Annotated in this window: 18 protein-coding genes; 7 read left to right on the top strand and 11 right to left on the bottom strand. The window is 68.3% G+C overall.

Annotation, left to right across the window (positions count from 1 at the left end):
* Positions 1-3: 3 nt before the first annotated feature.
* From rsmI to GCU42_RS14720, 4 genes are read left to right on the top strand one after another with little or no spacing between them, the layout of a single operon-like run.
* On the top strand, positions 4-840 hold the full coding sequence (gene rsmI, locus GCU42_RS14735) for a 16S rRNA (cytidine(1402)-2'-O)-methyltransferase (protein ID WP_114228782.1): 837 nt from the start codon (positions 4-6) through the stop codon (positions 838-840).
* Complete coding sequence (locus GCU42_RS14730; protein ID WP_114228884.1) at positions 837-1190, top strand: YraN family protein; 354 nt, start codon at positions 837-839, stop codon at positions 1188-1190. Before rsmI ends, GCU42_RS14730 begins: the two co-directional genes overlap by 4 nt.
* Before the next feature lie 32 nt (positions 1191-1222).
* On the top strand, positions 1223-2167 hold the full coding sequence (gene gshB / locus GCU42_RS14725) for a glutathione synthase (protein ID WP_114228781.1): 945 nt from the start codon (positions 1223-1225) through the stop codon (positions 2165-2167).
* Positions 2167-2772, top strand: a complete 606-nt coding sequence (locus GCU42_RS14720; RefSeq protein ID WP_114228780.1) for a DedA family protein — start codon at positions 2167-2169, stop codon at positions 2770-2772. Before gshB ends, GCU42_RS14720 begins: the two co-directional genes overlap by 1 nt.
* Here the strand turns inward: GCU42_RS14720 and GCU42_RS14715 are convergent.
* From GCU42_RS14715 to fsa, 3 genes are all read right to left on the bottom strand, one after another.
* Entirely contained in the window at positions 2769-3692 is a 924-nt protein-coding gene (locus tag GCU42_RS14715; RefSeq protein ID WP_114228779.1) for a tyrosine recombinase XerC, read from the bottom strand. The two genes, GCU42_RS14720 and GCU42_RS14715, sit on opposite strands and share 4 nt — an antisense overlap.
* The gene (locus GCU42_RS14710) at positions 3674-4231 is read right to left on the bottom strand and encodes a DUF484 family protein (protein WP_114228778.1); all 558 of its coding nucleotides are present in this window, start codon (positions 4229-4231) and stop codon (positions 3674-3676) included. The genes GCU42_RS14715 and GCU42_RS14710 overlap by 19 nt, the downstream gene beginning before the upstream one ends.
* A gap of 71 nt (positions 4232-4302) precedes the next feature.
* Complete coding sequence (gene fsa / locus GCU42_RS14705) at positions 4303-4956, bottom strand: fructose-6-phosphate aldolase (protein ID WP_114228777.1); 654 nt, start codon at positions 4954-4956, stop codon at positions 4303-4305.
* A 71-nt stretch (positions 4957-5027) separates the two neighbouring features.
* On the opposite strand from fsa, the gene GCU42_RS14700 reads away from it, so the two are divergent.
* Positions 5028-5792, top strand: coding sequence for an enoyl-CoA hydratase-related protein (locus tag GCU42_RS14700; RefSeq protein ID WP_114228776.1), 765 nt, complete (start codon positions 5028-5030; stop codon positions 5790-5792).
* On the opposite strand, the gene GCU42_RS14695 is transcribed toward GCU42_RS14700, so the two are convergent.
* From GCU42_RS14695 to GCU42_RS14685, 3 genes are read right to left on the bottom strand one after another with little or no spacing between them, the layout of a single operon-like run.
* A complete protein-coding gene (locus GCU42_RS14695) occupies positions 5793-6239 on the bottom strand; it encodes a TadE/TadG family type IV pilus assembly protein (protein ID WP_114228775.1) in 447 nt (148 codons plus the stop codon). It abuts the gene before it with no gap.
* Positions 6236-6718 carry a TadE/TadG family type IV pilus assembly protein gene (locus tag GCU42_RS14690; RefSeq protein ID WP_114228774.1) on the bottom strand — a complete coding sequence of 161 codons (483 nt, stop codon included), beginning with the start codon at positions 6716-6718 and terminating at the stop codon, positions 6236-6238. The genes GCU42_RS14695 and GCU42_RS14690 overlap by 4 nt, the downstream gene beginning before the upstream one ends.
* Positions 6719-6720: 2 nt before the next feature.
* Positions 6721-8037, bottom strand: coding sequence for a TadE/TadG family type IV pilus assembly protein (locus tag GCU42_RS14685; RefSeq protein WP_114228773.1), 1317 nt, complete (start codon positions 8035-8037; stop codon positions 6721-6723).
* A 229-nt stretch (positions 8038-8266) separates the two neighbouring features.
* On the opposite strand from GCU42_RS14685, the gene GCU42_RS14680 reads away from it, so the two are divergent.
* Together GCU42_RS14680 and GCU42_RS14675 are read left to right on the top strand one after the other, a co-directional pair.
* The gene (locus tag GCU42_RS14680; RefSeq protein WP_114228772.1) at positions 8267-9481 is read left to right on the top strand and encodes a toxic anion resistance protein; all 1215 of its coding nucleotides are present in this window, start codon (positions 8267-8269) and stop codon (positions 9479-9481) included.
* A complete protein-coding gene (locus GCU42_RS14675) occupies positions 9478-10218 on the top strand; it encodes a hypothetical protein (RefSeq protein WP_114228771.1) in 741 nt (246 codons plus the stop codon). Before GCU42_RS14680 ends, GCU42_RS14675 begins: the two co-directional genes overlap by 4 nt.
* Before the next feature lie 8 nt (positions 10219-10226).
* Here the strand turns inward: GCU42_RS14675 and GCU42_RS14670 are convergent, their stop codons facing one another.
* The 5 genes from GCU42_RS14670 to pgi form a co-directional block, all read right to left on the bottom strand.
* Complete coding sequence (locus GCU42_RS14670; RefSeq protein ID WP_114228770.1) at positions 10227-11510, bottom strand: L,D-transpeptidase family protein; 1284 nt, start codon at positions 11508-11510, stop codon at positions 10227-10229.
* A gap of 94 nt (positions 11511-11604) precedes the next feature.
* Entirely contained in the window at positions 11605-12801 is a 1197-nt protein-coding gene (locus GCU42_RS14665; protein ID WP_114228769.1) for a CaiB/BaiF CoA transferase family protein, read from the bottom strand.
* Positions 12798-14396, bottom strand: coding sequence for a phytoene desaturase family protein (locus tag GCU42_RS14660; protein ID WP_114228768.1), 1599 nt, complete (start codon positions 14394-14396; stop codon positions 12798-12800). Before GCU42_RS14660 ends, GCU42_RS14665 begins: the two co-directional genes overlap by 4 nt.
* A 29-nt stretch (positions 14397-14425) precedes the next feature.
* Positions 14426-15772: a glutathione-disulfide reductase gene (gorA, locus tag GCU42_RS14655; protein WP_114228767.1), complete on the bottom strand. Its 1347-nt coding sequence runs from the start codon at positions 15770-15772 to the stop codon at positions 14426-14428.
* A complete protein-coding gene (gene pgi, locus GCU42_RS14650; RefSeq protein WP_240309549.1) occupies positions 15769-17247 on the bottom strand; it encodes a glucose-6-phosphate isomerase in 1479 nt (492 codons plus the stop codon). The genes gorA and pgi overlap by 4 nt, the downstream gene beginning before the upstream one ends.
* Positions 17248-17253: the final 6 nt, after the last annotated feature.

Raw genomic sequence — 17253 nt, 5'->3', positions numbered from 1 at the left:
CTTATGGACACGTCAACGCTTTCGCCCGGCCTCTATATCGTTGCGACCCCGATCGGCAATCTGGGCGACCTGACTGCGCGCGCGGCCGAGGTGCTGCGCGGCGCCGACCTCATCCTCGCCGAGGACAAGCGCGTCACCGCCAAGCTGCTCGCCCACATCGGCGCCACCGCGCGGATGCAGAATTACCACGACCATTCGAGCGAGGCCGACCGCGCCGCGGTGCTCGCCCGGCTGGCCCATCAAGCGGTGGCGCTGGTCAGCGACGCGGGGACGCCGCTCATCTCCGATCCCGGCTACAAGCTCGTTCGGGCAGCGCGCGAGGCGGGGCTGGCGGTGCATACGCTGCCCGGTCCCTCGGCGGTGATCGCCGCGCTGACGCTGGCGGGGCTGCCGACCGACCGCTTCCTGTTCGGCGGCTTCCTGCCCGCCAAGGCCAAGGCGCGCGCCGATGCCATCGCCGAGCTGGCCGCTCTGCGCGCGACCTTGGTCTTCTATGAGGGCGGCAGCCGGGTGGCGGAGTGCCTGGCGGCGCTCCACGCCGGACTGGGCGAGCGCGCGGGCGCGGTGGTGCGCGAGATCAGCAAGCTCCACGAGGAATGCCTGACGGGGACGCTCGGCGAACTTGTCGCGCGGGTCGAGGCGCAACCGCCGCGCGGCGAGATCGTGATCGTGATCGGCCCGCCCGCCGATCGCGCGCCGGCGAGCGAGGACGAGCTCGACGCGGCGCTACGCGCAGCGCTGGCGCAGGCGAGCCCCTCGCGCGCCGCGGCCGAGGTGGCGCAGGCGCTCGGCGTGCCGCGCAAGCGCGCCTATGCCCGGGCGCTGGAGCTCGCGCGCTGAACCGTCGCGCGGTCGCCGAACGGCAGGGGCGCCGGGCCGAGACGATCGCCGCCTGGTGGCTCCGGCTGCAAGGTTGGCGGATCCTGGCCCAGCGCGCGCGGGTGCCGGGCGGCGAGGTCGACTTGGTCGCACGGCGCGGCGGCACGCTCGCATTCGTCGAGGTCAAGAAGCGGCGCGACCAGCAAAGCGCCGACCTCGCCCTCGACCGCAGCCGATTGAAGCGGGTGGCGGTCGCCGCCGAGCGGCTGGCCCCGCGTTACGGGCGCGGCTGCAGCACCATCCGGATCGACGCCATCTTCATCGTTCCCGGCCGCTGGCCCCGCCACGTCCCCGACGTCTGGAGCGGGTGACAAGCATGGCCGCCTCCCCTAGGCGCAATCCCATGCCGCTGACCGTCGCCGTCCAGATGGACCCGCTCGAGAGCATCGCCATCGCCGGCGATTCCACCTTCGCGCTGATGCTCGAGGCGCAGGCCCGCGGGCACCGCCTGTTCCACTATGCCGCCGACGCGCTGACCTATGAGGACGGCCAGGTTCGTGCCCTCGCGCGAGAAGTGACGGTGCAGCGGGTCGAGGGCGACCATTTCACCGCGCAAGCCCCTGCCCCGCTCGACCTCGCGCAGGTCGACGTGGTGCTGATGCGGCAGGACCCGCCGTTCGACATCGCCTACATCACCGCCGCCCATTTGCTCGAGCGGCTGCGCGGCACGACGCTGGTCATCAACGACCCGCGCTCGGTCCGCGACGCGCCCGAGAAATTGTTCGTGCTCGACTTCGCCCAGTTCATGCCGGCGACGCTGATCACCCGCAGCATCGACGAACTCAAAGCCTTCCACGCCAAGCACGGCGAGATCGTGATGAAGCCACTCCACGGCAACGCCGGGGCTGCGGTGTTCCGCATCGGTCGCGACGGCGCCAATCTGCGCGCGCTCGCCGAACTGTTCGGTGAGGTGTGGAAGGAGCCCTATATCGCGCAGGCGTTCCTGCCGGCGGTGAGCGAGGGCGACAAGCGCATCATCCTGGTCGACGGCGAGCCGGTCGGCGCGATCAACCGGGTTCCCGGCGCGGGCGAGATCCGCTCCAACCTCGCCGCCGGCGGCACCGCGGTGAAGACCGAGCTGAGCCCACGCGAGCGCGAGATCTGCGCCGCGCTCGGCCCCCACTTGCGCGAGCGCGGGCTGCTGTTCGTCGGGATCGACGTCATCGGCGGCTACCTGACCGAGATCAACGTCACCTCGCCGACCGGGCTGGTCGCGCTCGACCGCTTCGACGGGATCAACAGCGCGGGACTCATCTGGGACGCGATCGAGCGCAAGCTGGGCGCCTGATGTCGGACTGGGTCATTCGGCTGATCGAGCAGGCGGGCTATCTCGGCGTCGCCTTCCTGATGTTCTTGGAGACGGTCTTTCCGCCGATCCCGTCGGAGATCATCATGTCGGTCGCGGGGGTGGCGGCCGCCGAGGGCCAGATGCAGCTCGGCGCGGTGATCGCCAGCGGGACCGCCGGCGCCATGCTCGGCAACATCTTCTGGTATCTCGCCGCGCGCACCCTCGGGATCGAGCGGTTGCGCCCGCTGATCGACCGCCACGGCCGCTGGCTCACGCTCAGCTGGCGCGAGGTCGAGCGCGGGCAGCGCTGGTTCGACCGCCACGGCAGCTTCTTCGTGATGCTCGGCCGGCTGCTGCCGACGGTGCGCAGCCTGGTCTCGGTCCCGGCCGGGCTGCTCAAGATGCCGTTCGGCAGCTTCGTCCTCTTCTCGACCGTCGGCACGCTCGGCTGGACCGCGCTGTTGGCGATCGCCGGCTACAAGCTGCGCGAGCGGTTCACCGAGGTCGACGCCTGGCTCGGCCCGGTCAGCAACACCATCTTGGCGGCGCTGGCGCTCGGCTATCTGTGGCGGCTGCTCACCTTCAAGGCGGAAGGCCCGCGCTAGGCGCGCGGATGCGCGTGGCGGTAAACGTCGAGCAAATGCGCCGCGTCGACCCCGGTATAGATCTGCGTCGACGACAGGCTGGCGTGGCCGAGCAATTCCTGCAGCGAGCGCAGGTCGGCGCCGCGCGCGAGCAGATGCGTCGCGAAGCTGTGACGCAACGCGTGCGGGGTCAGGCTGTCGGGCAGTCCTAGCCGCCGCCGCGCCGCCTGCACCGCGCGGCGGACGAGGTCGGGGTTGAGCGGACCGCCGCGCACCCCAACGAACAGCGGCAGGTCGCCGCTGACCGGCCACGGCACCTGCGCCAGATACTCCTGCATCGCGTCGCGGACGGCGGGGACGAGCGGGACGACGCGCGTCTTGTTGCGCTTGCCGGTGACGCGGAGCGTATGGCCGAGCGGAAGCGCGCGGCCGGTTAGCCGGAGCGCCTCGGAAATGCGCAGGCCCGAGCCGTAGAGCAGCAGCAGGATGGCAAGGTCGCGCGCACCGACCCACGGCTGCAGCGCGGCGGCGCCGGCATCCTCGGCGAGCGCGACGGCATCGGTCGGCGAGGCCGGCCGCGGCAGCGTCCGCGGCCGCTTCGGCGCGCGGGTGCGGGGAAGCTGCGGCTGCTCGCCCATGTCCTCAGCGACGAACTTGAGGAAGGCGCGCACCGCCGACAATTCGCGCGCCGCCGACGACGGTCCGAGCCCCTCCCCGCGCCGCTGGGCAAGGAAGGAGCGCAGGTCGGTCGGCTGGACGGTCAGCAGCGCGTAGCGACCGATCTGCTCGCCGCGATAGCCGTTCATGAAGCCGATGAAGCGGTGCGCGGTCGCCTGATAGGCGCGCACCGTATGGGCGCTGCGCCGGCGGTCATGGGTGAGGAAGGCGCCGAAGCGAACGGCGAGCTCGGTCGGCTCCGCGGCTAGATCTCGTTGATCCACCGCTGGATCATAGCCGACAGGCTGCGGCCGAGGAATAGCAGCAGCTCGCTGCCGTGGCGGCCGTCGAGCGACTGCTCGGTCCGCTGGCCGAGCGCGATCAGGCCGGCGGGACTGTCACCTTCGAGCCGGATCAGCGCCTCGGCGCGGATGAGGTCGCAGGCCGGGCCGAACAGCGGATGCCCGCGGTCGACGGTGCGCAGGACGACACTGTCGACTTGAGTCAACGAGCGCTGGAGCATCGCCGGGTCGACCAGCTGGATGCCGCTCGAATCGACGCGGAAGCCCTTGTCGCCGGCGATCAGCGCGAGCGCGACCGCGTCCAAACCGAGGATCAGCGGCCACTCCTGCACCACGACGTGGAGCAGGCCTTCAAGGCTGTCGGCCTCCATCGCCGCGAGTACCGCCGAATGGATCGAGGTCACCGCGCCCGAATGACCGCGCGCGAAGGCGATCAGATCCTGGTTGGCCTCTTCGGCGGCGGCGACCCGCGCGCGCAAACGCCGCAACGCATGATCTTCGAACTGGATGACCCTGGCCATGGCGTCAGTGTGTCGCAGCCAAGGGTTAATTTCCAGTGGCCCCCGCGACGAGTGGGGCCGTCGGGCGACCGTCAGGCGATGGTCTGGCCCGTCGCCGCCCAGTCCTTGGTGAAGCTGGCGAGGCCGAGGTCGGTCAGCGGATGGTTGAACAATTGCATGATGATCTTGGGCGGCGCGGTCATCACGTCGGCGCCGATCTTGGCGGCGTCGACCACGTGCATCGGCGAGCGCACCGAGGCGACCAGGATCTGGGTCGGAAAGTCGTAATTGTCGTAGATGAGGCGGATGTCGGCGATCAGCTCCATCCCCGAGAAACCGACATCGTCGTGGCGCCCGACGAAGGGCGAAATGAAGGTCGCCCCCGCCTTGGCGGCGAGCAGCGCCTGCGCGGACGAGAAGCACAACGTCACGTTGACCATCGTGCCGTCGCCAGTGATCGCCTTGCACGCCTTGAGGCCGGCGGGGGTCAGCGGCACCTTGATCGCGACATTGTCGGCGATCCGGCGCAACACCTCGGCCTCGCGCATCATCCCGTCGTAATCGGGAGCGACCACCTCGGCGCTGACCGGGCCCGGCACCAGCGCGGCGATCTCCTTGACCGATTCGAGGAAGTTGCGCCCGGCCTTGTGGACCAGCGACGGGTTGGTGGTGACGCCGTCGAGGAGGCCCGTCTCCGCCAGCTCGCGGATCTCGTTGACGTCGGCGGTGTCGGCGAAGAACTTCATGTTGCTGGCGCTCCGGAAATGGCGGGGTGCAAAGGTTGCACGTCGCTTAGCCGCCCGTCACAACAGCGTCCATGACCGACCATGTCCTCGTCGAGCACCGCGGCGAACGCCTCGCGCTGATCCTCAACCGGCCCGAGCGGCGCAATGCGATCACCGTCGCCATGTATGCGGCGCTGGCCGACGCGATCGAGGCGGCGGCGGGCGATCCGGACGTGCGGGTGATCACGCTCGAGGGCCGCGGGGTCGACTTTACCGCGGGCAACGACCTTGCCGACTTCATGAACGAGCTGCCCCAGGATGGGCAGACCGACGTGCCCGTCTGGCGACTGCTGCGCGCGCTGGCGACCAACATGGTCCCGCTGGTCGCCGCGGTGCACGGCAATGCGGTTGGCATCGGCACCACCATGCTGTTCCACTGCGATTTGGTGATTGCCGAGGAAGGCACGCGCTTCCTGATGCCGTTCACCGACCTCGGCCTGGTCCCCGAGGCGGCGAGTTCGCTGCTGCTACCGGGCATGGCCGGGCGGCGGGTCGCGGCGCGGCACCTGCTGCTGGGCGAGCCGTTCACGGTCGAGGAGGCCGAGCGCTATGGCCTCGTCAGCCACCGTGCGAGCGCGAGTGGTCTCGACGAAAGGCTGGAGGCGGTGGTCGCCAACCTGCTGTCCAAGCCTCCGCAGGCGCTGCGCCTGACCCAGTCGCTGCTGCGCGGGCGCGAGCATGGCGCCGTGCTCGAGCGGATGGAGTGGGAGAACGGCCACTTCTCCGAGCGGCTCACCTCTCACGAGGTCCGCGACGCCATCACCCGCTTCTTCGCCGCCCGCGCGGCAAAGGGCTGATCAGGTCGTCAGATAGACCCGCTTCGAGCGCGGCATCACGATCTGCGGACCTTTGAAGAAGAGGAAATCGGGGGTCACCGTGTAGGTGATCTTGAGATCCATCGTCTGCCCGATCGTCGTCGTCGAGTTGGTGGTCGTATTGGTGACGGTGTTATTCTGCACGACCGGATCGTCGATCGTGTAGCTGCCCAGGAACTGTCCAAACAGGCTGTTCTGCATCCGCGTCTTGACGTCGGCCGAAGCTGGCCGGGGGAACAGCGTCGCCATCCGCGCGCCTTCGCCGAGCGCGTTCTGGATGCCTGCGTCCGCGGCCATCACCATGCCGAACTGGGCGATGCCCCAGATGAACATGATCAGCACCGGCAGCGCGAAGGCGAACTCGACCACCGCCGCGCCATCCTGGTTGCGGCGGAGCGAGCGGCGTCGACGGATCAAGCGAACCATCATTGCGTCCTCACCGAAGTCGCGCCGGTCAAATTGTAGTTGCCGTTGGAGTCGACCCCGGCCCAGCTGAACTTGAACATCGGCGAAAAGCTCTTGTTGATCGACACCGCCAGATAGCGCCGCGAGATTTGGCCGTTGGCGCAGGGTCCGGCGTCATTGGGGTAATAGTTGAACGTCACCGTGCCGCCGCTCGACGGCGAGCATTCGAGCCAGGCCGAGGTGGTCACCGCGGTCGGGTCGACCCCCGCGGCAGTCGCCGCCTCGGTCTTGATGGCCGCCAGCTGGCTCCGGTCGGCCTGCCCGTTCATGACTTTTTCGACCGACCGCTGCGCGACCTGTTCGAGCTGGAGCTTCATCGAGAAACCCTTACCGATGTCGATCATGCCGAGCAGCAGCACGAACACCAGCGGGATGGCGAGGCCGAGCTCGAGCACCGCGGTGCCCTGCTCGCTGCGACGGAGCGCGGAGATAAGGCGCGCCATGACTAGGACACCAACCGGACGTGGTTGCCGGTGAACTCGTCACCGTAATAACCCGCAGGACAATTGTTATTGAGTTTCGAGTTGCCGATGAAGGTCACGCGGCGGATGACCAGCTTGACGCAATCGAAAGTGAGGCCGGCAGTGCCCGTATATTCGACGCTGGTTGCCGGAAAGTAGAAGGCGCCCGAGTAGTTGCTCGAGCTGTTGCCGTTGATCTTGGTTGTCGACATGGTGGCATTGCGATCCTGATAGAACAGGATGCCGTGATAGTCGCCGCTGGTCGGCGCGGTCATGTTGACCTGCGCGCCGCCGTTGATCGTCAACGACCCGGTATTGGCCGGCGTGGAGTTGGTCATGATGATCGTGCAGCCGCTACAGTTGACCGTGGCCTGCGATCCGAAATTGACATCGCCGGTGACGACATAGGTTCCGGGCTGCAGGGTCAGCGTGCCGCGCACACTCAGGCTCGAGAAGCAGGTGACGGTGCCCGAAGTGGCGGACCCGTAGGTCGCCGATTGCTGCGGACCCAGATTGACATTGGTGCAGGACGCCGGGATCGCCGGCGGATTGACGTTGGCGAACGGGTCTGGCTGCGCCACCGTGTAAGGCAGCAGGGTGGTGCCCGATGCCCAGTTGTCGGTCGTGTCGAGTCCACCGACCGCGGCGACCGGCGTCGCCCGCACCGACGAGCTGCCGAACGCCACCGCGGCGTCGAGCGAGGTCGAATTGGTGATCATGCCGCAGCCGAAGTCGACGCTGGTGTTACCGCCCGCGGTAATCCCCGTCGTATTCGTGTTCTCAAGGCTGACCACGCAGTAATTGCCCGAGTTCACCGCCGCCGCCGTGGCGTTGGCGGTGATGATCGGCGTCGACGTCATGAACATCGAGCTGAACGGCAGCGCCTTCTGGACCTGGAGCTGGACCGATACGGTATGGTCGCAGCCGGTGCAGCCGGCCGGGGTCGCCGCGGCGGTGTCGATCAACGGCGCTTTGAGCAGCATCAGCCCGGTGCGGTTGTTGTTGGGCGCGCTGGTGTTGGCGGTCGCCGAGCAGCCGGTCGGACGGACCGCGCTCGGGATCGTCGTCGGGTCGACGTCGTAGCAGACCGCCTTGGTGACGTCCTGCCCGGCCATCCGCGCATAGACCGCGGCGATCGCCGCCGAATCGGCGGCTTTCTGCAGCTGGCGCTTCCACAACGCCCACTCGACGGTGTCGGTGGCAAGGCCCGCCGAGCCGATTAGCAACGGCATGCACAACGCGGTCAGGATGAGCGTGTTGCCACTCTCATTGCGCATCAGCTTTCTGAAGAAGCTCATCATCGGAAGGCTTGCCCCCTCTCCCTTTCGCGGTTCCACGCGCACTCTTGGGAAGGGCGACTAGCGCGAACAGGGTGAGTAATTGCCTCAAGTATGTGGTTAACGCGGCACTAAGCGCATCCCGCGGTGGGACTTGCGAGCAAGGTGTGTGAGCCTTACAATACACCTCAACGCCTTGCACCGGCGGGCGGCTTGCGGCCATGCTGGTGCGGCAGCGAGAAGGACGAGACGAATGGCGACGACCCCCGAGACGGCCACTCCCACCGCGACCGCGGCGCCGACCGCGCTCAAGCTCGATCCGCCCGAGGTGCTCCAGCCGGTGGTCCCGCAGGACGCCGCCGGGCTGGTCCCGCTCAAGGATTCCGAGCGCAGCCAGCTCGACGACAAGGTCGACCAGTTCGTGGGCGAGCTCGTCGCGCTCGACTCCAACAGTCCCGAGTTCGGCAAGAAGGTCGACCAGCTGACCGCGATGGGCCGCAAGGAGATCGCCGACGCCGCCGGCGCCTCCAACCGCTTCCTCGACCGCCCGGTCAAGGCGATCGACCGCGACAGCGGGATCGGCGCCGACCTGACCGAACTGCGCCGGACGGTGGAATCGCTCGACCCCAAGGGCGCGAGCAAGCCCAAGAAGCTGCTCGGCATCATCCCCTTCGGCAACCGCGTCGACCGCTATTTCGACAAGTATCGCAGCTCGCAGACCCACATCCAGCAGATCCTCGGCAGCCTCGCCAACGGCAAGGACGAGCTCTTGATGGACAATGCCGCGATCGACACCGAGCGCGCTAATCTGTGGAAGACGATGCATCGGCTCGAGCAGATGATCCACATCTCGAAGGCGCTCGACGCCAAGCTTGAAGAGACCGCCAACTCGCTCGACGCGACCGATCCCGCCAAGGCCAAGGCGATCCGTGAGACCGCGCTGTTCTACACCCGCCAGCGGACCACCGACCTGCTGACGCAGATGGCGGTGACGGTGCAGGGCTATCTCGCCCTGGACCTCGTCAAGAAGAACAATGTCGAGCTGGTGAAGGGCGTCGACCGCGCCTCGACCACCACCGTCTCGGCGCTGCGGACTGCGGTGACGGTGGCGTCGGCGTTGACCAGCCAGAAGCTGGTGCTCGAACAGATCGGCGCCTTGAACTCGACCACTGCGAGCATGATCGACACCACCGGCGAGATGCTGCGAACCCAGTCGGCGGCGATCCACGAACAGGCGGCGAGCTCGACCATTCCGCTCGAGACGCTGCAGCGCGCCTTCCAGAACATCTACGACACGATGGATTCGATCGACGCGTTCAAATTGAAGGCGCTCGAGAACATGAAGCAGACGGTGAATACCCTCGGCAACGAGGTCGAGAAGTCGCGCGGCTACATCGCCCGCGCCGAAGGCGCCGGTCAGGCGCGGCTCGAGGGCCCCTCGCCGCTCAGTCCGCTCGAGCTTAAGTGAGCGAACTCGACGACAAGGTCGATCGCGCGCTGGCCCGGTTCGACCGGGTCATCGCGGTGGTCGACGAGAAGCGCGGGCCGGTCGCGAGCCAGGCCCGGCGCGAACGGACGCGGACGCTCGATCGCTACGGCCGCGCGCTGTCCAAGGCGGCCATGGCGGTGCTGGTAGTCAGCGCGCTGACCATCGGGGTCGGGCTGCTGACCCCGATCGGAATCTTCGGCTTTCTCGCCGCCGTGGCGCTGGCGCTGGGTATCGCCGGGCTGGTGCTCGTCAACGACTTGAGCGGCGCCGAGATCGCGACCGTGCCAACGGACGTCTCCAACGGCGAGATGGTGCAGCGGTTCGACTCCTTCCTCTACAAGTCGCGGCGCCTGCTGCCCGCGCCGGCGCAGGCGGTGACCGATTCGATCAGCGGCGGGCTCGGCACGCTCAAGACGACGCTCGAGCGGCTCGACGCGGTCGATCCCGATGCGCAGGACGCGCGGCGGCTGATGAGCGTCCACCTGCCCGGCCTGCTCGAACGCTATGCCAACGTCCCGCCCGCTTATCGCGGCGAGGCCGATGCCGAGGGCAAGACCGTCGACCAGCGCCTTGTCGAGAGCCTCGAGGCGAGCCGCGCGGCGCTGGGAGAGATCAGCGAAAGATTGGCGCAGCGCGACCGCGACGCCTTCGCCACCCAGGACCGCTTCATCCAGTCCCGCTACGGCCAGCCGACCGACCTGCCGCCGGCGAGCTGACCCCGGCGCTACTGCGCCGAGGCGAGTTGCTGCCCCGGTCCGAACATCTGCGGCATGGCGAGCGCGTCGAACCCGTAGGGATCGGGGCGGAAGGTGACGCCGTTGGGGCCGGGCGCGACGGTCAGATAGGTCATGTAGACCGGCACCGGTCGCTCCAGCGGGATGACCTGCTCGGGCTGGCTGCCCTGCGGCACCTCACCGAACACCCAGGTCGCGAAGCGGCGATAGTCCTGCAGCCGGACGCAGCCGTTGGAGAGGTGGCGCTCGTCGGCGGCGAACAGCTCCTTGTGTGGCGTGTCGTGAAGATAGATGCCGAAGTCGTTGGGCATCTCGAACTTCATTGCTCCCATGCTGTTCCACGGTCCGGGCATCTGCCGCACCATCGGGGTCAGCTTGCCGGCCCCGACCTGTTTCCAGTTGATCGTCTTGGGGTCGACCACCTGGGCGTTGGGACCCCAGTCACTGAGCACCTGGTAATGGAAGTTCTGGAAGTAGGAGAGCCCTTGCTCCTTGACCTTCTTGGCGGTCAGGCTGCGGAGCAATTCCGGCGGCACGTGCCAATAGGGGTTGGCCTTTGCGTCGCGCATCAGCACCGCCATCATCGGGGTCTTGGTCTGGGGGCTACCGACCACCACCCGCATCCCGTCGGCGACCCGGTCGCGATCGAACAGCAGCGCCTCCGCCCCGCCGCTGTCGACCACCACATAGCGGTCGAAGGTGCGGGTGGTCGGCAGGCGGTAGGCCCGCTCCATGTTGATCGCGATGAGGCGGGTGTAATAGGTGGCGCCGCGGTTGAGCGAGGCGACCGTCGCGCGGCCGGCAAGACCGTCGGGTTTGCCGAGGCCGTGGACGCGCTGATAATTGGCGACCGCGTCGGTCAGCGACTGGTCATAGTTGCCCGGCGCCAGCCCGAGGCGATGGCGCAGCGCATTGACCCGGGCCCCGGTCGCGCCGGGCTTGAGCGGGGCACCGGTCGGGATCTTGTCCTGCGGCAGGCTGCCCCAAGTCTGCTGATATTGCTGGAGCCCGCGCGCCAGCTCGAGGAACAAAGGGTTGGGCTGGGCGCCGCGGCTGGCGGCGGGATTGAACATCCGCGACAGCCAGTTCTGCGGCCGCTGCTTGCGGCGCGCGACCGTGCTCATCTGCGGGTCGACATAGACGAAGTCGATGCCCTGCTTGATCGCGCGCGGCACCGCGACCGGTTCGTCGCCGCGCGGCGCGATCTGCGCGGTCGCGGGGATGGCATTTGTCGCAAAAAAAACGACAAATGTCGCAATCAGCAGTCGTTTCACATGCTCTGCGCCGCGGTGACGGCGCACTCCCGATGGAATACAGTGGTGTGCGAACGCCTTGCCAGCGGCCGGGTTGCGCGGGGCTGAACTACGCTCAGCCGATCACGCCGCTTTGGCGGAGGGCAGCGATCTCCTCCGCATCCGTTCCCAAATCGGCCAGCACCGCCTCGGTGTGCTCGCCGAGGCGCGGTGGCGGCAGGGTGGACTGGAGTCGCTCCTCGTCCATCCGCACCGGCGAGGCCGGCATCCGATAGCCGCCCAACTCGGCAACCATGCCGCGATGGACTGCCTGCGGGTCGGCGAGCGCCTGGGCGATGCCGTTGATAGGCCCGGCGGGGATGCCGGCGGCATCGAGCAGCGCCGACCACTCGAGCGCCGACCGCTGGCGAAGCCGCTCCTCGATCAGCGGAACCAGCGTAGTGCGGTGGGCAACCCGCGCGGGGTTGGTCGCGAAACGCGCATCGCCGGCCCATTCGGGCGCGCCGAGCAAGTCGGCCAGGCGGGCGAACTGGCGATCGTTGCCGACCGCGATGATCAGTGGGCGGTCGGCGGTTTCGAACGGCTGGTAGGGGACGAGATTGGGGTGACCGACACCCTGCCGCCCGGGCTCGCGCCCGCTGGCGAGATAGTTGCTGGCCTGGTTGGCGAGGAGGGCGAGGCTGGTGTCGAACAGTGCGCTGTCGATATGCGCCCCCTCCCCGCTTACCGAGCGGCGGACCAGCGCGGCGAGGATGGCGTTGGCGGTGACGAGGCCGGTGAACAGGTCGACCACCGCCACGCCGGCGCGCATCGGGCCACCGCCGGGCTCCCCGTCGGGGCGGCCGGTGATGCTCATGAAGCCGCTCATCCCCTGGATGATATAGTCGTAGCCGGCCCGCGCGGCATAGGGGCCGTCCTGGCCGAAGCCGGTGATCGAGGCGACGATCAAACGCGGATGGGCGGCGCGCAGCGTGGCGGCGTCGAGGCCGAACTTGGCGAGGCCGCCGACCTTGAAGTTCTCGACCACCACGTCGGCCTTGGCGGCGAGCGCACGGACCAGCGCGGCGCCCTCGGGCTTGGCGAAGTCGATCGCGGCGGAGCGCTTGCCGCGGTTGGCGGCAAGGAAGTAGGCCGCGACCTCACCGTCGCCTTCGCCGGCCCAGGGCGGGCCCCAGTGGCGGGTGTCGTCACCTTCGCCCGGACGCTCGATCTTGATGACGTCGGCGCCCATGTCGGCGAGGAGCTGGGTGCACCAGGGTCCGGCCAGCACCCGCGACAGATCGAGGACGCGAATTCCTTCGAGCGGCTTCATGCTCGGCGACGGAGGCGGCCGAGCAGGCTCTTGCGGTCGCTGAGCACGGCCTTCGCGGCGTTATGCCCTGGTGCGCCCGTCACACCTCCGCCCGGATGCGCGCCCGAACCGCAAAGGTAGAGGCCGGGCAGCGGCAGGCGGTAGTTGGCGGCGCCGATCATCGGCCGAGCGCTGAACAATTGGTCGAGCCCCATCTTGCCGTGGAAGATGTCGCCGCCGACCAGCCCGAACCGGCGCTCGAGATCGAGCGGCGAATGGATCTGGCGGCCGATGACCGAGGCGGCGAAGCCGGGGGCATGGGCATCGACGGTGGCGATGATCTGGTCAGCGACCTTGTCCTTGGCCTTGTCCCAGCTTCTCCCGCCCGGCAGCGCGTAGCGGAAATGCTGGCAGAACAGGCTGGCGACATGCTTGCCCTTGGGAGCGAGGGTGGGATCGAGCGTCGAGGGGATGAGCATCTCGATGATCGGCTGCTTCGACCAGCCGTCGCGCTTGGCGTCGGTAAAGGCGCGGTCCATGTAATCGAGGCTCGGCGCCATGATGATCCCGGCGGTGAGATGATCGCCGGGCTTGGGCAGCACGGTGAAGCGCGGCAGCTCGGACAGCGCGACGTTCATCCGGAAAGTGGCGCTCTCGCACGACCAGTTTGTCATGTGGCGCTCGACCGGTGCCGGGACCGCGCCGGTGGGCACGAGCTTGTCGAACAGCAGCTTCGGGTTGACGCCGGCGATCACGGTCCCGCTGCGCCACGCTTTGCCGCCGGCGACGACGCCGACCGCCTGCCCGCGCTCGACGATGATCTCCTCGGCGGGGGTGTTGAGGAGGATGTCGACCCCGGCCTCGCGCGCGGCCTTGGCCATCGCCTGGGTGATCGCGCCCATCCCGCCGATCGCGTGACCCCACGCGCCGGGGACGCCGGCCGCCTCGCCGAACAAATGGTGGAGGAGGACGTAGGCGGTGCCGGGCGTGTAGGGCGATGCGAAGTTGCCGACCACGCCGTCGAAGCCGAACAGCGCCTTGCCAAGGTTGCCCTTGAAGTGGCGGTCGAGGATGTCGCCGGCCGACTTGGTGGAATATTCGTGGACCGTGCGGACTTGCTCGGTACTGAGCCCGCGCAGATCCTTGGCGAGGCTGAGCATCGACGGCAGCGCGCTGAGGCCCCCACCCGCTTCGGGCGGCGCTTTTAAGAGCCAGCGCTGGATCAGCGGGACCACCGTCTCGAGCTCGGCGAGGTAGCGGTCGTAGGCCTCGCCATCCTCGGGATGGTGGCGGACCAGTTCGCGCCGGGTCAGCCCATTGCGGCCGCCAAGCAGATAATTGCCGTCGCCGGGCAGGAAGTTGTCGATCTTGCGGAGAACGACCTTCAGGCCGTGCCGCTCGAGCGCCATGTCCTTAATGACCTTGGGCTGGAGCAGGCTTACAGTGTAGCTGGCGGCCGAATTGCGGAAGCCGGGCAGGAACTCGTCGGTGACGGCGGCGCCGCCGACCGTGCCCTGCGCCTCAAGGATGGCGACCTTGAGCCCCTTGCGCGCCAGATAATAGCTGCAGACGAGGCCGTTGTGCCCGGCCCCGATGATGATCGCGTCGTAACTCACTGCCCCTCCCGGCGGACGCCTGTCGGCGTCTAGCGCATCAGCACCAGTTCTTCGGCCATGGTCGGATGCAGCGCGACCGTGGCGTCGAAATCGGCCTTCTTCAAGCGCGCCTTCACCGCGATCGCGGCAGCCTGCATGATCTCCGGGGCGTCCGGACCGATCAGGTGGACGCCGACCACCTCGTCCGAGCTGTCGTCGACCACCAATTTGTAGAGCGAGCGTTCGTTGCGTCCGGCCAGCACGTTCTTCATCGGGCGGAAGTCCGAAGTGAAGGTGCGGATGGAACCGAGACGGTTCTTGGCCTGGCCCTCGGTCAGCCCGACCGCGGCGATCGGCGGGTGCGAGAAGACGCTCGACGGAACGCAGCTATAGTCGACGCTGACCTGCTTGCCGCCAAACTGGGTGTCGGCGAAGGCCTGGCCCTCACGGATGGCGACGGGAGTGAGCTGGATGCGGTCGGTGACGTCGCCGACCGCGAAAATCGACGGCACCGACGAGCGATAGTCGTCGTCGACGATGACTGCCCCGCGCTCGGACAGCTTCACGCCCACCTCTTCGAGGCCGAGGCCTTCGGTATTGGGAGTGCGGCCTATGGCGAACAGCACCTCGTCGGCGGCGATGTCCTCGCAGCCGTTCATCCGGCAGACGAGGCTGCCGTCGTCCTGCTTCTCGATCGCCGAGAAGGAGGATTTGAAACGCATGTCGATGCCTTTGGCGATGCTGATCTTGACCAGCCGGTCGACGACCTGCTCGTCATAGCCGCGCAGGATGGTGTCGGAGCGGTTGACCAGCGTCACGTGGGCGCCGAACTGGTGGAAGATGCCGGCGAATTCGTTGGCGATGTAGCCGCCGCCGGCGATGACGATCCGCTTGGGCATCCGCTCGAGATGGAACACCTCGTTCGAGGTGATCGCGTGCTCGATCCCGGCGACCTCGGGCAGCGCGGGGCGCGCGCCGACGGCGATGAGGATCTTTCCCGCGGTAATGGTCCGGCCGCTGGCTGTGCGCACCTCATGGGGCCCGGTGACGGTGGCGCGTTCCTTGATGAGCGAGACGCCGTGGCTGCCGAGGGTTTCGCCGTAAGCGCCCTCGAGCCGGGTGACTTCGGCGAGCACATTGTCGCGCAGCACCGGCCAGTCGAACCGCTTGTGCGGCACGTCCCAGCCGAACATGGCGGCGTCGTCGAGGTCCTCGGCGAAGTGGGCGCCGTAGACGAGCAGCTTTTTGGGGACGCAGCCGCGGATGACGCAGGTACCGCCGATCCGATGCTCCTCGGCGACGGCCACCTGGGCGCCGTGCGCGGCGGCGATGCGGCCGGCGCGGACGCCGCCCGAACCGGCGCCGATGATGAACAGGTCGTAGTCGAAGTCGCTCACAGTCCCGCCTTCTCGATCAATGCCCGCGTCGAGGGGTCGAAGTCGGCGCGCCCGGCCGGATCGTCGATCGCATTGGCCATCGCCTTGCCGAGCTCCACCCCAAACTGGTCGAAGGGATTGATCCCCATCAACACCGCTTCGGCAAAGGTGCGGTGCTCATAGAAGGCAATCAAGGCCCCAAGCGTGCGCGGGTCGAGCCGGTCGAGCAGGATCGTCGCCGACGGGCGGTTGCCAGAATAGCGGCGATGGGGGTCGTCACTGCCCTTGCCCGCCATCAGCGCCGCCCCTTGGGCAAAGGCGTTGAGCAGCAGCGCGCGGTGGTGGGCCGGGTCCTGGTCGTCGTCGGCTTCGGCGACGGCGATGAATTCGACCGGGATGAGGTGCGTGCCCTGGTGGAGCAATTGGAAGACGGCGTGCTGGGCGTCGGTCCCGGTCCCGCCCCACAGGATTGCCGAGGTCGGGATCGGGACGGCATTGCCGGCGAGATCGACCGATTTGCCGTTCGATTCCATTACCAGCTGCTGGAGGTAGGAGACGAGCAGGCGGAGGCGCTCGTCATAAGCGAAGATGCCGCGGGTCTCGGCGCCGGCCTGCTCGGCGTAGAAGCGATCGGCGGCGGCGGCGATGAACGGCAGGCTTGCCTCGGGCGCGATGTCGCGGACGTGGGCGTCGACCAGCGCCGCGCCCTCGAGCAATTGGGTGAAGGCCTCGGTGCCGAGGGCGAGGGCGGCCGGGAAACCGATGCTCGACCACAGGGAATAACGGCCGCCGACGCTCTCGGCGAAGGGAAGCACGCGGGTTTCGTCGATGCCGAAATCGACCGCTTTTTCGGGCGCAGCGGTCAGTGCGATCAGCTTACCGTAGGGGTCTTCGACGCCGTTTTCGTTGAGCCAGGCGATCGCGGACTCGGCGTTGCGCAGGGTTTCGGCGGTCGTGAAGGTCTTCGACGCGATCGCGACCAGAGTGGTGCCGGGGTCGAGATCGGCGAGCGCCTCGTCGAGCGCCTGCCCGTCGATATTCGAGACCACCCGCACCTTGTAGCGCCGCTCGCGCCGGGCGAGCGCGTCGACCAGCAGGTCGGGGCCGAGCGCAGAGCCGCCGATGCCGAGGTGGAGGATGCCGGTGACGTCGCCGAACGCCCCGGCCTCGATCGCGTCGACCAGCCCGAACATGCGGCGGCGGCGGGCGGTCGCCAGCGCGACGGAATCGGCCGAGCCGAACCCACGCTCGGCGAGATGTTCGGCCGCGCGGCCCTCGGTCGGGTTGACGATCTCGCCGGCGAACAGGCGTTCGAGCGCAGCGGGGAAGCCGGCCTGAGCAGCGCGCTCGGCAAGTCCGGCCCGCCATTCGGGCGTGAGGTGGAGCTTCGACCAGTCGAAGGTCATCCCGGCGAGCGCCCAGGAGAAGTTCTCGACACGCTGGGGGTCGGCCGCAAACAGCTGACTGAGGACCGGGAGCGGAGCGGACTGGGACATGCCCCG

The organism is Sphingomonas ginsengisoli An et al. 2013, from assembly GCF_009363895.1.
In the GTDB taxonomy this organism is placed as follows: Bacteria; Pseudomonadota; Alphaproteobacteria; order Sphingomonadales; family Sphingomonadaceae; genus Sphingomicrobium; species Sphingomicrobium ginsengisoli.
The sequence above is the reverse complement of the archived record's forward strand: the minus strand, read 5'-3'. Positions and strand labels throughout refer to the sequence as shown.